Annotated in this window: 13 protein-coding genes; 1 reads left to right on the forward strand and 12 read right to left on the reverse strand. The window is 44.5% G+C overall.

Annotated features, from left to right (window positions below):
- Window position 1 precedes the first annotated feature (1 nt).
- Genes mutL through K1X84_10690 form a run of 11 tightly spaced genes read right to left on the reverse strand, consistent with a single transcriptional unit; the run spans window position 2 to window position 14,236 of the window.
- Window positions 2-1,789 (reverse strand): DNA mismatch repair endonuclease MutL, encoded by a 1,788-nt coding sequence (gene mutL / locus K1X84_10640; protein ID MBX7152089.1) that lies wholly within the window; start codon window positions 1,787-1,789, stop codon window positions 2-4.
- A complete protein-coding gene (locus tag K1X84_10645) occupies window positions 1,782-2,726 on the reverse strand; it encodes a class I SAM-dependent methyltransferase (protein MBX7152090.1) in 945 nt (314 codons plus the stop codon). The genes mutL and K1X84_10645 overlap by 8 nt, the downstream gene beginning before the upstream one ends.
- Window position 2,727: 1 nt before the next feature.
- Window positions 2,728-3,102 (reverse strand): hypothetical protein, encoded by a 375-nt coding sequence (locus K1X84_10650; GenBank protein ID MBX7152091.1) that lies wholly within the window; start codon window positions 3,100-3,102, stop codon window positions 2,728-2,730.
- Window positions 3,103-3,126: 24 nt separating this feature from the next.
- On the reverse strand, window positions 3,127-3,414 hold the full coding sequence (locus K1X84_10655) for a hypothetical protein (GenBank protein MBX7152092.1): 288 nt from the start codon (window positions 3,412-3,414) through the stop codon (window positions 3,127-3,129).
- A 2-nt stretch (window positions 3,415-3,416) separates the two neighbouring features.
- Entirely contained in the window at window positions 3,417-4,244 is an 828-nt protein-coding gene (locus K1X84_10660; GenBank protein MBX7152093.1) for a sulfite exporter TauE/SafE family protein, read from the reverse strand.
- A gap of 8 nt (window positions 4,245-4,252) precedes the next feature.
- A complete protein-coding gene (locus K1X84_10665) occupies window positions 4,253-5,986 on the reverse strand; it encodes a S41 family peptidase (GenBank protein ID MBX7152094.1) in 1,734 nt (577 codons plus the stop codon).
- Window positions 5,987-6,002: 16 nt separating this feature from the next.
- Entirely contained in the window at window positions 6,003-8,648 is a 2,646-nt protein-coding gene (locus K1X84_10670) for a peptidoglycan DD-metalloendopeptidase family protein (protein MBX7152095.1), read from the reverse strand.
- 12 nt (window positions 8,649-8,660) lie between these two features.
- A complete protein-coding gene (locus tag K1X84_10675) occupies window positions 8,661-10,907 on the reverse strand; it encodes a hypothetical protein (GenBank protein ID MBX7152096.1) in 2,247 nt (748 codons plus the stop codon).
- A 3-nt stretch (window positions 10,908-10,910) separates the two neighbouring features.
- Window positions 10,911-11,747 carry a hypothetical protein gene (locus K1X84_10680; GenBank protein MBX7152097.1) on the reverse strand — a complete coding sequence of 279 codons (837 nt, stop codon included), beginning with the start codon at window positions 11,745-11,747 and terminating at the stop codon, window positions 10,911-10,913.
- A 1-nt stretch (window position 11,748) separates the two neighbouring features.
- A complete protein-coding gene (locus tag K1X84_10685) occupies window positions 11,749-12,081 on the reverse strand; it encodes a carboxymuconolactone decarboxylase family protein (GenBank protein MBX7152098.1) in 333 nt (110 codons plus the stop codon).
- A gap of 10 nt (window positions 12,082-12,091) precedes the next feature.
- Window positions 12,092-14,236 carry a protein kinase gene (locus K1X84_10690; protein ID MBX7152099.1) on the reverse strand — a complete coding sequence of 715 codons (2,145 nt, stop codon included), beginning with the start codon at window positions 14,234-14,236 and terminating at the stop codon, window positions 12,092-12,094.
- 327 nt (window positions 14,237-14,563) lie between these two features.
- Between K1X84_10690 and K1X84_10695 the strand changes: the two genes are divergently transcribed.
- Window positions 14,564-14,917: an SWIB/MDM2 domain-containing protein gene (locus tag K1X84_10695; protein ID MBX7152100.1), complete on the forward strand. Its 354-nt coding sequence runs from the start codon at window positions 14,564-14,566 to the stop codon at window positions 14,915-14,917.
- A gap of 78 nt (window positions 14,918-14,995) precedes the next feature.
- On the opposite strand, the gene K1X84_10700 is transcribed toward K1X84_10695, so the two are convergent.
- The coding region (locus K1X84_10700) for a PEGA domain-containing protein (protein ID MBX7152101.1) at window positions 14,996-16,117 on the reverse strand (1,122 nt) is incomplete at its 5' end.

Here is a 16,117-nt window from a genome sequence, read left to right on the forward strand (position 1 = left end):
GTCAGGTAATTCTCATAAAACGACGATCCAACTCATCCAGGGTCAATTGAATGATGATCGGCCGGCCATGTGGGCAAACATACGGAAATTTACATGCAAATAACTGATCGATCAGGCCATTCATTTCGTCGACAGTCAACGGATCGCCCGACTTGATGGCCGTTTTACAAGAAAAAGATTTAGCTAAACTATCACGAGGATCAAGATCGTGATTTTCATTTTCTTTATAATGCTGGATCATATCGAGCAATATCTTCTGCTCGTTGCCAAGCCTGACGTCGGCCGGGACCGCCTCGACGACGATCGTACGTTTGCCGAATGCCTTGACAACAAATCCCAGCTTCTCCATGAGTGGCAAAATGTGTTCGACAATGCCAAAATCTTCAGGCGTAAATTCGATCGTTTGTGGAAAAAGTAATTGCTGCGAAAAAATCGGATTATGATCAAACGCGTCCAATGCACGTTCATACAGAATCCGCTCATGAGCCACATGCTGATCGATAATGGCAATTCCGCTTTTAATTTGCGATACGATATACCGGTTATGCAGTTGCCACACCAGCGTACTCGGATTGACCGGCTGCCGCTGAACCAATTGCCTTTGAACCTGAGTTTTCTGTTCGTCAGGCGTAAAAAATTGTGCAACGCTTTCCTCTTGCCCTGTGCGCGTGGTTTCTTGCGCCGAAACTGTTTGGCCGAATTGAGTCACATGCCGTTGCGTTTCAAGCGGTAATACCGATTGATCGTTGAAATGCAATGTCGCGGTTTCGGCTGAAGCCTGATTGTCCATCGTTGGTATCAACGCGTCCGTCACCATGGAATCTTGCACTGCATGAAAAACAATACGATATAATAATTGTTCATCTTTGAATTTAACCTCCGCTTTCGTCGGATGCACATTGACGTCAAATTCTTCAGAATTCCATTCCAGGAATAAAATGAAAAACGGCTTGTCGCCTTTAGGAATCGAATGTCCATAAGCTGAGAAAACAGCATAACTGGCTGTACGATTGGTAATAGGCCGGCCGTTTAAAAACAAAAATTGTTCGCCGTGCGTTTTGTAAGAAAAACTGGGCTTACTAATATAGCCTTTGATGTAGGCTCCGAATTGATTTTTGTCAACCGGCAATGTGTACGACATCACGTCTTTGCCGATAACCTTTTCGAGACGCGCAGGAAGATCGGATTTTTTAAGCTGAAAAATTTTTTCATCTTCATGAATGAGCGTAAATTCAATCCGGGGATACGCAATGGCAAACTTTTTCATCACGCCGGCAATATGCCGAAATTCGGTATTGTTTGTTTTGAGAAAGTTGCGACGCGCAGGAACATTGTAAAATAAATTTTTAACCGTAATAGTCGTTCCGGTTAGTCCGGCTTCCTGCGTAACTTCAGAAATTTTTCCTGCATGAATTTTCAGCAATGTCGCTACATCGGATTCTTTAATACGGGTTTTAATATCGACGTCGGCAACCGAGCAAATACTGGCAAGCGCTTCACCGCGAAAACCAAAACTTTTGACGTGTTCCAAATCTTCCCAGACGGCGATTTTACTGGTCGCATGGCGTTCAACGCACAACAGCGCATCTTCCTGTGTCATTCCCGATCCATTGTCTATGATCTGAATGAGATTTTTACCGCCTCCCTTGATGGTAATTACAATTTCATCCGCTCCGGCATCGATGGAATTTTCAATCAATTCTTTGACGACGGATGCCGGACGCTCGACCACTTCCCCTGCGGCAATTTTATTGGCAATATGTTCGGGTAAAATTTTGATTTTAGACATGTTGAACTTTTTTAACGATGAATAAAACGGTTGAACTCTTTTTTCCTGTCGATCCGTAAATAAGCGACCACAAACAAACGAAGGCCGTTCGTAGGCACAAGAATGGAGCTATGATCCATAAACGCTTCCGGATGATTTTAATTTCACTCATTAAACAATTAAAAATTGTATCGAGAGGAATTTGTTTCGTTGCCATCACTGAAAACCCGGAACGCTGCAGCAATGTCGTCATCGACTGCGGAGTAAAATGATATAAATGCCGGGGCGGATCGAGCGCTATCCAGTCGCAGCCATAAATCGATGCATCAAAACTGCTAATATTCGGTACGGCGATAACTAAAATTCCTTCGGGTTTTAACTTAACTGAAATATTTTGCAAGGCTCGTTTCGCGTCGTGCACATGCTCCAATACATGCCACATCGTAATCACGTCAAACGTCTGATCTTGAGCGATCTCTGTATCAATTGTGCCCGTGGTTACATTCAGTTGCAACTTTTTGCGAGCAAATGCCGCAGCTTCGGCCGAAGGTTCAATACCGGCTACCCGCCAATCGTATCGTTTCATTTCGCTGAGAAATTCACCCGTGCCGCATCCTAAATCGAGAATCGATCCTTTTCGAAAGTAATTTTCAATCTTATTTCTTTTCCATCCAACGGAGTATTGACGTACAGTCCGATATAATTTTGCGAATATATCGTCATGACTGTTCGAACTGAGAAACGGCGTATAGGTGTCGGCGGCATAATACACACCGATCGATTGCTGACTCGGACGAGGATTCAGAAAATAAAACCCGCACGTTTGGCATTGTACAACCGAGTAACTTCCGTATTCATCGCGATAAGAAAATTTTGTTTCACTGATCTTTTCATCGCAAATCAGGCAGCATGTTTGCTCGAAGGCAACGGATTTTTCCGTTTGAATTTCAACTGACATGTTAGTTATAGAAAATTAAATCGATCAACACGAAAACGCCTACCGACAAGCCCAGATATAGCAGATACGTACCGGCGCTCGAACCGCTGAAATGCTCACTTTCGATAATCACTTCCGATTTATCGAATTTGTAATCGATGGGTTCGCTTTTTTGGGATTCCCAGCACTGTGCATAAATAAATTGTTCATCCGTCCGTACTACATTCAGTTTATAAAAATGTTTAATAACGCCATTAGTAAATTTGACTTTCACATTACGCTGATGTTCGAGCGAGCCGTAAGTGCCTTCATTATAAATGACAGTTTTACTGAAATTGCCGCACGATGAAACTCCTGCCACCATCAATACCAGAACAATCCACGAAAAACGTTTCATAAAATCCCTTTCCGATAACGGTTACTAATGAACTATGTGCAGCAGCCAGGTTCCGCCAAACAACAACACAATTAACCCGATAGCCCACCACGCCATAAATAATTTACCTTGTTGAAACAACCGAGCAATTAAAAATAATAGGCCCGTCAATGGAGTAAGAAACAGTACCAATCCACCCAACTGAAAAAACAATTGTTCATCATTCTTCACAATTCCCAAAACAGGTAAGAATAAACTAATGATGAAAAATATGACGGTACTTAACGAACCGTACTGCATCAAACGTGCATAGATGTGGCTGAACTCAGTCACATTTACTCCTCCGATTTAAGAATTAACCGGACAGCCGATACGATCAAAACAGCAACCAAAACTTTGGTGATAACACTGGATTTGAGTCTGACAGCGGCTTTAGATCCGGCATGGGAACCCAGCAGCGTACCTAAGACCAGTGAAGCGCTGAGGTACCAATCAATTTTTCCAAATAAAGCGTACACCAGAGCTCCAGCCAAACCGGTAAAACCGATCATAAAACTACTCGTCGCTGCGGCAATTTTTATCGGTACTCCGCAAATCAGGTTCATCATCGGAACCTGTACGATACCGCCACCAACGCCCAGCATACCGGAAAGCCAACCAGCTATCGCCGACAACCCGATACCTAGGCGCACCCGTTTAATTTTAAAATATTTTATCCCGGATTCCTTTTCTATTTCGCCATATAAATCCAATACGCCGTTGGTTGATGGAATGGAATCCATCAGGTTGCCTTCAGAAATTTTCTTTTTCCGTAAAAGCATGTATGCCGCCACCAGCATAAACGACGCAAAAATGATCAGCAAAATCTTGGTGTTGAGAAAAACGGCTGTATAACTGCCTAGAAACGAGCCTAAAATCGTTGTGGATACCAATAACAGTCCTAATTGGAAATGCACTAAATTATTTTTAGCGAGAACCGATACGGTCATTACCGATGTTGAAATCAAGGAAACCAAGCTGGCTCCGATGGCGTTTTTGATATCCATATTTAATACGATGGTTAGCGCCGGTACGACAATAATGCCGCCCCCAAGCCCAACCAGCGATCCGAGAAACCCGGCCAGAAAACCGATGCCAATGTAGATCAGAAAAAAAAAGTCCAATGGAACCGTTACCGTTTAGTCAATATTTTTTTGTATCCGTCCGCGTCGCGAAGAATTTTTACAGCTTCCTGGTATTGATGATCGTACCGGCTCGCCGCCATCGCGCTTGCTTTATGACCGTAATAACGCGAAATAATTTCCAATTCCAATCCGCGTTTGATCAAATCGTAATTCATATCAAAATCTTTATTTTTGACTTGCTTCACGGATTGCCCAAGATCGTCCAGTTTCGTCAGAAAGGCCTCATCGTAATCGCTTTTTTTAGAAATGTCCACCAGATTGTTCAGCGCCTTTTCTACAGCCGGAACATATGAAAATTTCTTCATTGTAAGATACTGCCGGAAATCTTCCATCAATATTGCATCGGCCGTGAATGTCGAATCGATCTTTTTGTGCTGCGCAACAAAATGGGTCGCAAAATCAAAGATGATTCCTTTTTTCAAAATTTCCGTAAAAAATGTAGTGAATTCACGCGACGGAATCGCTACGTCCGGTGTAATGCCTCCATAGGCAAATACGGGTCGACCGGTTTTGGTCTTATACGGTAATACAGGTTTTTCATCTTCGCGCAAAGAGTCTTCAATGACTTCATCGACACCAAACGTATCGTAAACCTCTTCATCACGTACAACTGATTGTGAACGGTGATATTTGGCCGAATAATCTTCTTTTTGAATGCAGCGTCCGCTCGGTGTAAAATATTTAGCCGTCGTAATTTTCATAACGGCATTTTTTTCAGATAGTGGATACAATGTCTGAACCAATCCTTTGCCAAAAGTAGTCGACCCGATGATCACGGCGCGATCCAGATCTTGCAAAGCGCCGGCAACGATCTCAGCCGCGCTCGCCGTTCCGCCATCCACCAAAATGGCCAGAGGAATATCCGGAAGCATGGGATCGTTGGAAGCGGTATAATAGCGATTCGCGTCTGACGAGCGGCCTTTGGTAAAAGTAATCGTCTCCCCTTTTTTTACAAATTGATTGGTAATGTCAATCGCCGCATCCAGTAAACCCCCGGGATTGCCGCGAAGATCAATAATCAATCCTTTCATTCCCTGCCGTTTCAATTCCTTCAAAGCCTGCGCCATATCAACGTCTGCTGTTTTCGAGAATTTGGTCAATTTGATATAACCGATTTGTTCCTGCGATACACTGGCATAGGCAATATTTTCAACGGCAATCATTTCGCGGATCAGTTCAAATTCGATAGACGCCGATTCGCCTTCACGCATGATCGTGAGTTTAATTTTCGAACCCGGCTCTCCTTTGACGTAATTGGACATTTCCTGGTATTTCCAGTCTTTCGTCGAAAGCTCGTCCACCGCGATGATTCGGTCTCCGGGCAAAATACCCGCGCGTTGCCCGGGCGAACCGTCCGATGCTGAAATCACGGTAATGTAACCGTTTTTGATACCGATCGATAAACCAATGCCGCCGTATTTACCCATCATCAGTGCATCGAGATCGCTGCTTTCATCGCCTTCGTAATACACAGTATAAGGGTCGAGTTTCGACAACAACCCGTCAATACCGGAACGGATAAAATCATGCGGCGTAATTTCATCCACATATTTTTCCGTTATGTTTTTATACACGTCGCCGAATAATCGCAATCCGCGCTTGACTTCATAATAATAATCGCCGCCTAACGACGTTTGGGCAAGCCATCCTCCGGTAAAAGCCGTCATCATCAACGCAACAGCCGTCATGACCGTTTTGGACTTGAGCGAGGGTAATTTCACTCGAATCACCTTCCTTTTATTTTGTTAAACCTACTTGTTCTTTTTCCCATTGTCCGATAAAACGCACTGCGTCAAAAGCGATCGTCCCTTTGCTTTGCCCGGTAGCATTGCTGGTATACACATAGACGTCGTCGTCAGCGTCAAAAGCATACGTACCCAGCGTCACCCATTCATCGGTAAATTTATTTTGATTTACTTTAACGGACTGAACACCGTTTTTATTATGAACTTCATACGTTGCCATTGCGGTTGCATATTTTTTCGGAATGTGCACCTGCACTTTATAATCGCCGGATCGCGGTAATTTTGGTTTCCATTTCACTTCGACGGTTTTAAGCGATTTAGTCACATTTACCCAACGGTAACTGTGATAATAACCGCGCCTTTCAAACCATGTGTTGGGTATCTGCGGCTCATCGACAACAACGATATACGGCGGCTGATAATAATTATCTGAATTGAATGTTCCGCCGTTATACACCGTCTGTATGGCTGTAGAGTCGTTCTCAAATACCGGTTCCGGTGCTTGACAAATATCATCGACACGCAATTCCCAATGCACATGCGGCGCGCTCGAACGTCCAGTTGTACCGCACGTTCCGAGTTCTTGTCCTTGTTTGACCGTTTCACCGATATCGACGGAAATGGTGGCTAAGTGTGAAACCAATGTTGTATACTTATGACCGCCGTACATATAATCAATTTTCACGGTCCGCCCGTAGCCCCGCATGTAGCCGGCAAACGCGACAACGCCATCCGTCGACGCACGAACCGGAAGACCGTAGTCACCGTCACTGCCTTCGTTCGATTCGGTATTGTTCAGATCCAGTGCATAACGAATGCCTCGGATGTGCCAGCCTTTATTGTAATAACTGCCACCACCACCCGCCGTCCACGCTCCCTGAAAAGGAAATTTATATTTAGGGAAATCTTCAACCACGACTTTAACCACGACGGGATTAGACCACTGCCCGTTCTCATCCATAGCTTTGAAAAAAATGAAATGCGTACCGGGAAATAACTGCCGCGGTTGGGTTGTGAAACTCAACTGATCGCTCAGTTCGCCGTTGATACTGCTGCTCCAGCTAAATTTTACCGGTCGTTTGCCGTCAACGGCATGAACCTCACCTGCAAATCGTAATGTCTTGTACTTCCGGATTTTGATTTCGCCGGTACGAGCCTCTTCCTTGAGCAAATCCCAGATGCCGTGTTTGGCGCCACGACGAATACGTTTATCAAATACAATAATGCTCGACGCAACTGTATCAATGCCGACTGAAAATTTTTTAGAAACGTCCGCTTTGTATTTGGTCACATCAACATTATTGCTGAAACTCAGCGCCAGCAAAGAATCATCTGCGCTTTCCCAACGGCTGGAATACGTCGTATCACGCGCCAGTTCGTCCCATTCGTCCCCATATGCGAGCGCATCACTTTCCATGCCGTCGGCTTGAGCTTGTAACGCCACCGATGGCGGTTTCAGAAAATAATTACGAAAATTCACCGATGATAAGGTCCAATTTCGGCCGCTATTGGCGGAATAAAAAATTTCTCCGTCACCGCTGCTGCATAGAGCCACGGAAGCCGACAACGTCATAAAATGATACACCGCCTTATTAAATTCCGCGATTTTTGTCCATGTTTTTCCTTCATCATCCGAGGTAATAAGATTATAGGAAGCGAATTCTTGCGTTGCCGATGCAAAGTAATCCGATGGTACCAAATCTACACCGATCAATTGCCCGGACTGTATTGAAAAATTTCCCACCAGTGTTTCGTTTATTTTAGTGTCTTTTTCATACGTTACGCGGCGAGTTTCTGACGAGGCAAATCCGTCGGAAGAATAGATCAGCACCGAATTGCCATACTCATCACTGTCTTCGTTAATCGATTTTGCCAGTACATAAACCGTATCATGACTCATCTGCAAATTCGTACCAACCAAATTATAACCTGCATCGGCTTTCGCCTCTAATGCCGAAATCCATATATCGCCTCCGTCTGACGTTTTTAAAATCGTCAGGTTTTCTGGCGAAGAAACAAGATTGGCGAGAAGATATCCCTTGTTTCCAGAAAACCGTAGCGAATGAAAAGTTCCCTGAAAACCTGTCGAAAACGATTTCCATGTTTTCCCGCCATCATTGGTTCTGAAAAGTTCATCAGCCTGAGCCAGCGCCGACCCGATCATCCATCCGTTCAATGCATCGGTAAAAAATATTTGCTTCGGCGTAATATCTTCGGTAAAATTCATCGCCTTCCACGTCTGTCCGTCGGTGGTAGCCAGGATGAATGTTTTGTCGGCGAAAACACGCGTGGCCACAACCCAGCAATGGCGCGCATCTAGCGCAAACAGATCGCGAATTTCAATGCGCTCATCCGCGCTTTGCAAAACGGTCTGCAAAAACCAGCTTTGTCCGCCGTCGGTTGTTTTCAGCAGCATAGTTTTATAAACATTTTGTTTACCGATTGCATTGGTGAGACTGCTGTCGCCGGGATTTTTTACAACACCGCCGGTTTTGATCAAGCCCGCCGCCCATCCCGTCTGCTCATCCGCAAATGTAAACGTTACCGGTTTCTCAGCCGGCATCTTTTCCGTTTCACCGCTGTTTTGAAGAGTCAATGGAAAGAACATCAGAATCATTAACAAGAAAAAAACTGGCATGAACACCTCAAATTAATTCCATGAAGAAATATACCACAACGCAAAAGATCGTTTTTGTTCCAGTGCTTCGCGATCCATCGGTCGTTTGGCAACGACCAGAGCGCGATCATAATAAGTTATAGCTTTTTGCGCATTGAATAAACGAATCGAACTGTCACCGAGTCGTTGAAGCCTGTCTAATTCAAATATAGGATCGTTAAAACTGATGGTATCTAAAGTTGCCACGGCGTTTCCCCAGTTGCCTTGATTATGCCAAACCCGGCCTTTCCAATATACCGGTAATTTCAGTTTGGGGTTTTCTATAATTACACGCTCCAGAATATTCAACTGTTCGCCACGATTTTCAGTTTCCAGCAACTGTTTCAATGCGGACACCTGTTCAAGGTTATTAAAAAAACTTAATCGTAAGTGGGCGCTGATATAGATATTCCGGATATGGCCATAATTCTTTAGTGCGGATGTGTAAATTGCCAAAGCGGAGTCAGGCTGGCTGAGTTGTAAAAACATATCGCCTTTCAAAACCATTGCTGAAGCCGACGCAGCGTAATTCATTTTTTTTGAATCGAACAATAAGTTTAGCGCCTCCAAAGCTTCGTCGAAATAGCGCGAATAATACCAACACCGTATGCGGCTCATTCGCAATCCATAATTATCCGGATCAATTGCCAAAGCCTGATCGAACCATCGGCCGGCTTCTTCATAATCATTGCGGGCGTACGCTTCAAATGCCTGTGCACTTATTTCGGCAACACGATGCGGGCAACGTCGCTGAAATAAACTCGGTTGAATCAAAAGTTCGGCAAAGTGAACATCCTGCTCTGTTATAACAATCGAATCCAAATTTTGCGACCACTCGCCGATCAAAGCTTCTCCGGTTTTGCGATACACTTCTTCCAACGTGGAATCGTTGTAGGCATGCTTAAATCGTTCAATGCCGTACGTATCGATCAGAAATTTTACAAATGAACCGCTGATAATATAACTCATGCCCGAAGCCGTCCAAAAAAAATTTTCGCCCTCGATCATCGGTAAAACCGGAGGCAATTTATTTAATCGTTTTAAAGCTGCCGACCACTCGTGCGGCGTGAAATAATTTTCGTTCCACTCAATCGCTACAGCCAATCCTTCGAGAAAACCGATGCGGCGCGTACTGTAATACCGATTTGCAAATGCGCCTGCAAGAACGTGCACAATTTCATGCCGGAGCACCGCTTCCGCTTCGTCAGCATTGACATGAATTTCATTGCGCCAGATTTTTGCGAAGTTGGTTGATCCGGCGCCCATGAGTTTTTTTTTCTGCTGCGCATCACGGTAAACAAACAGCGTTACCAGTCTGTCGGCTGATAAATTCAATGCCCGGTAATTTTGTCTGTAAAAAAACTCCGACTGCGCCGCAAGCAATCGTATCGACGTCGAATCAATACCGGGATCAAATTTCAACCGAACGTGCTGCGTCTGAATTTCACCGGCCAATTCAGCTTCGAGCTTGGAATACGAAACATCAAAACCGATGGCTTCACGATTCAATTCAATTGCCAAAATTGACAGGGCAATCATTCCAGGCACCATCCATAAACGGCCGAAATCTTGTCCTGACTTTTTATTCCAACCATAAACGCCAATAAAGCCGAGAAACAATCCCCACAGCACTGTGCCAATGCGAAACCACACCAACGTTGAATCGATCGGTATCAGTTCGTCATAAATCGGTCCCGCAAAATAACCGAAAAAATTGGAATAAACAAAAATCGGAACGCGGCTGAAAACTATCCAAATATTATACGCAATGGCAACGACGATAACAACGTATACGCTTGATTTTTGAAATCGACGAAACCAGCCGCTAAGGCCGTAACCCAAACTGCATCCGAAAATTGTGGCGGGAAGCGGCAACAGTAAGAACCAAAATAAACCTCGGGTGCCGCCGCATCCATTGGCAAAAAACGAATAGCCGAAAATCGTCAAAAATGACAATCCGGCATTGAGGATGCTTGTGACTATAATTATAGAAAAAATATAGAGATTCGTCGTCCTTTTTTCAACGCTTATTTCGGCTAAAATTCTGGCCGATTCGGCAGCCCAGACCGGCGACGTAAAGATTAAAATAACCGATAAAATTTCATTGAATTCATAATCAAATTCATTGAATAGCGGCTGAGTCAATAAAAGCAAGGTTGCGGCGAGTTGAAAAACGACGGACGCTTTCGTCCAAAACGAACGTTTCCAAATCAGCCTATACGATTGGAGCAACGCGTTCATAGGCTACCATGCCGGCTGAAAAACACCGGCTGTTTCAATGGCATTGACGATGTAGTAATAACGCTTAACGGATAATTTGGATGGCGCAAAAACTTTCAATTCGTATGAACGCCCATCACGGCTGATTTTGAGATGATATTCGACCGGATACGAAACCGCGTATGAACTATCACTCGGCAATAACCAAACTTTATAATTTTCTAAAATTCTCCACAATTCCAGATACTCTGTCCAATCTACATTAGCCGAACGATTGCCAAACACCTGAACGTTGTTCTCACGGTGAACAAATCGAACGGAATCAATCCGGTTATGTACACGATCCGAAACGGTTAAAATAATACTGCTTTGTACAAAATCAAGTTTTTGAAATGTATCTTCGAAATGCTGTAATGCCCATTCAATAAATTTTCGATTATTTTTTTCAGACGGTAAACCAACGAACGAAACGTTTTCATCTCCGTCAAACCTCATAACAAATTGATCGCCGGATCCTTCCGAGGCCATACTGCCATCGCCGGATTTCCACATTTCTGTCCGTGTCCATTCATAAAGATCCGTTGATTGATCGGGCGTCAATTCGAAGGTGTCCAACATGCCCGCACGTAATACTCCGCCTTCGCGGTAATCAAGAAAATCCGTTGAGGGGTTGGTGCGTACGACATAAAAAAGCGCACGCGTCGAATCCGTATCGCTTCGTTTCCACCCGAGAGTAATTTTGAACGCGTGGGCTGAATTACTGACGGTCAATGTACGTTGCCATCCGGGAGGAAACACCGTTGAGGCAGGCCTGCAACTATTCAACACGATAAAGAAAGCAATAATCCATTGGCGTTTCAAATTACTTGTTCTCCAATATATCATTTACCCAACTCAATGCGGCCATCATTGACGGAAAACCAACCGTAGTCAGAGCCAGAATGGCCACATGCCGGATTTCATCCGGTTTTGCTCCGGCTTCGAGAGATTTGCGAACATGTGAATGTACCGCACCCTCATGTTTCAATCCGATGGCAATGCCTAATTTAACTAACGCCGTTGTTTTAACGTTCAGGGGCCCCGCTTCTTTGCTGGCCTTGGAAAGGAGGTTGTAAGCCTTGGCTACATCAGGATAAGTTTTAACGAATTGGGTAAAGTGGGCCGGAAGTTTTTTCGGAGAAGCTTTTTTGGGCATGATTTTTTTATCATTCAAATTGATATTCGATCTTCGTCGTGTTTAATGCCCTTATACGCAGCGTTACTTCGTAGAATTTTTTGAATTGCGGATGTGCCAATCGTAATTTGTGGAATCCGGGTTTGACTTCCATTACGCTCGGCGTGGTCAAGTCTTTGACGCGAACGGTGTTCAAATACACTTCCGCGCCTGGCGGCGTCGTGACAAGTTCGATAAATCCATTGGGATTGGAAAAAACAACCGTCACTTCCGTGGTATCGTTTTTTTCAACTTTCACGGCGCGTGATTTATTTTCGTTGCGGTAAACACCTTTGACGGTATGGTCATTGGCCAGCAGGTGATTCTGATAAAACGGAGTCGTACCGGAAATCGTTCTGTCATCGTCAAGATAAATTTCCGCGCCGGTCGGATTGGATTTGATCAGCAGCGTGCCGTACGTGGGTTTGAGCGAATCGGCCAATTCAAGCATCTCATCCGATTTGACTTCGATCGTTTTGTCGAGGTCTTCATATCCTTCAGCATGAATGGTGATATTTTGTTCTCCCACTTCAAGACTGTATGCTCCCGATCGTGTCCGGATTTGTTTTTTTCCATCGGCTAATAATGTCGCCGTTCCCGGAAAAACTTTATCGACCGATACCAGCCCACGTTGTTTTTCGAGCGATAAATTGACATAACTGGTTTTATTTTTCAACAGAGCAACGTCACGTTTTTTATTCGAGAAATCCGGTTTTGAGAACAACAAAGTGTACCGCCCGCTCGGAAATGCCAATTTATCAATCGGCGTATAACCTAAAAATTTACCATAACTGGTTTCCACTTTCACCATTTCCGGCACGGATTGAATGCTGAAATACGCCGTGTCGACATTCGGTGGAATCTCTACCGCCTTGAGTTGCAACGAGACATCAATCTTTTTTTCTTCTCCGGCAGCAAACACTAACGGCGCGGCGTATTCTTCATAATGTTCGCGTCGCACGGAAAGAACGTGTTCACCAATATCCAGATTTTCGACGCTGACAACGGCGCCTTGAACATTGACCGGCTGACCGTCAATGGCCACTTCTGCGTCCGGCACATTTAATTTAACTGTCAACGACGGAGGTTTTCGACCCATCGCCAGTCTCGTAACGGCGTCAAACAAGCCGTGATGATCGCCCGACATGAGCAGAATCAGAAGCAATGTGCTTACGCAAGCCCATGCAAAAGAGATCATATTGAAAATGCGGTTAGCAAATAATTTTTCAGTCTCCCGGCGCAAAATTGCAATCACCGTCCGGTCTTCGGCAAAGGCCAACTCCGTACCGACGGCATTGCCATTCAGAAATTCTTTGACGTTTTTCAAATGACGCGCCAGTTCTTCGATCGATGCGTAGCGTTTGTCGGCATTTTTTTTCAACGCCTTCATTACAATATTGCTTAACATTGCCGGCAAAGTGGAATTCAAAGTTGCAGGCGCCGGCGGATTATCGTTCACCACTTTGTACATAATCTCCGTCATATTTTTACCGGTAAAAGCTTTTTCGCCGGTGAACAGTTCGTACATCACTGCACCAACTGAAAAAATATCGCTACGATAATCAACCGACTTGCCGGTAATCTGTTCCGGTGACATGTATCCGGGCGTACCGAGAATCGTCCCGATCACCGTACGCGTGGAAGTAGTAACTTTCGCAATGCCGAAATCCATGATTTTCGCCAAGCCCTCGTGACTAACAATAATATTGCCGGGCTTGATGTCACGATGGATCACGCCGAACCGGTGTGCATAAGTAAGACCTTCACATACCTGCAGCAATATATCAATGATCTTATCGAGAGGAAGATTTGTCTTCGCGCTGAGCATTTTTTCCAGCGTTGTGCCGTCGACAAATTCCATTGCGATGTACGACAAGTCGCCTTCTTCCTGAACATCGTAAATCGTCACGACGTTGGGATGCGACAGACGGCCGGCAAACTGAGCTTCGTGAAAAAAACGTTCGCGGAATTCTTTAACCTGAGCCTCCGTCATGTCGGCGCGAATTTGTAATGTTTTGATCGCAACAGTCCGGTTGATCCGGTCGTCCGATGCTTTATACACCACTCCCATTGCGCCTTGACCTAAAACGTCGAGAATGCGGTATCGTCCGAGTTTTTCTATTTTAAGATCTTGCATGGGTGTGTGCGATCGTGTGTCGTGGTGAGAACCGTTGGATGTTCCATTACCCGCAAACCAATTGCGGAATTAGTTACACAGATTTTATTGAAATACCACAGGCGAAGACTTGTGGTTTTGAGTAAAACTCAACATAGCAAAAATCAATATCTTTGGCAAAGATAAAAAAAAATTGTTCAATGCTGTTTTCTTGGAAAAGATTGAAGGACAAAGCCAAGACGGAAAAAATCATTTCATTGTAATTTTTTAATTGCAAATTCGCTTTTTTTGAATGATACTATAGGAAGAATACATTTTTCATAAACCTAACTAATGGGAAAAATAACCATGGCAAAGAAGAAGAAACCAGCCAAGAAGGCAGCCAAAAAGAAAGCCGTTAAGAAGGCCGTTAAAAAAGCTGCAAAAAAACCGGCAAAGAAGAAATCAGCGCGTAAGCCCAACGCTGCTTTCATGGCGAAACTGACGCCCAGCAGCACTCTGGCGGAGGTTATCGGTTCACAACCCAGACCGAGAACAGAAATGATCAAAAAGATCTGGGATTATATCAAGAAAAACGGGTTGCAGGATAAAACGAACAGACGCATGATCAATGCGGACGATAAACTTCGCTCGCTTTTCGGAGGTAAGGGTCAAGTTTCCATGTTCGATCTTGCCAAGATCGTTTCAAAAAACGTGAGCTAATTTTCCCAAAGGCTTACAAAAAAACCCGCTTCTTTCTGAGCGGGTTTTTTATTTTCCGTTTGGATTAAGTATTTATCATTACTCGAAAACGTAGTTCACACGGTTGGTGCTTTCCGGTCGCACACGCACATTCACTTCATAAAATTTTTTGAATGAAGGATGGACCAACCTGATTTTATGAAATCCCGGTTTGATCTCGAGTTTATAAGGCGTTTTGGAACCGTTACGTTTGACCGTATTCAAATAAATTTCCGCACCCGGCGGCGTCGTGACGAATTCGATAAATCCGTTAGGATTCGAAAAAACTACCGCCACTTCCGTAGTATCGTTGGCCGCAACTTTCACCGAACGTTTTTTCTCTTCGCCATCAAGCTTGCCGCGCAGAACATGCGTGTTGGCAATGAGCGATGAAATATATACCGGCGCGCGTCCGATCGGCGTCGTCGCATCATCAACGAATATTTCTGCGCCGCTTGGATTGGACTGAACTAAAAGCGAACCAAACACCGGTTTGAGTGTATCCCTTAAACTAACCGTATCTTCAAACTGAACTAAAATTTTCTTTTCGATATTTTCATATCCATCGGCACGAATGGTTAAAACCTGCTCCCCTACTTCCACGCTGTAACGGTTGGATCGTGGTGAGCGTGAGAGTTGTTTTCCGGAAATAAATAACGTCGCGTTATTGGGTGTGACATTTTCAAGCGAAACCACACCGCGCAATTTCTCAAGCCGGATGTCCATGACATTATTGCGCAAGCTCCGTAATGAGACGTCACGCCTGCGCGTCACGTAATCTTTTTTGGTGAACAACAAGGTATAGCTGCCTTCGGGAAACGCAAAATCTTCGATCGGCGTGTAACCTATAAATTTTCCTGTACTCGTTTCGATCTTGGCCATAGGCGGATCGGTCCGGATAATAAGAAACGCAGTATCCACTCCGGCGGGAATTTCCACCGGCAGTAATCGCAAAATTACGTCGATTTCTTTTTTCTCTCCGGCTCCGAAAATCAATGCCGTTTCATAGGTTTCGTAGAAATCGCGTTTGACAACCAATTTATGTTCACCGACGCCAATGCTGTCGAAGTTCAGCACATCCATTCCCGTCGGGTATTCCTTTCCGTCGATTGAAACAATCGCATCGGGCACGTTCAGTTTCATCAACAACGCAGCGGGGTGTTGTTTACTCAACGATTGAGC

This window comes from bacterium, assembly GCA_019695335.1.
GTDB lineage: Bacteria > CLD3 > CLD3 > SB21 > SB21 > JABWBZ01.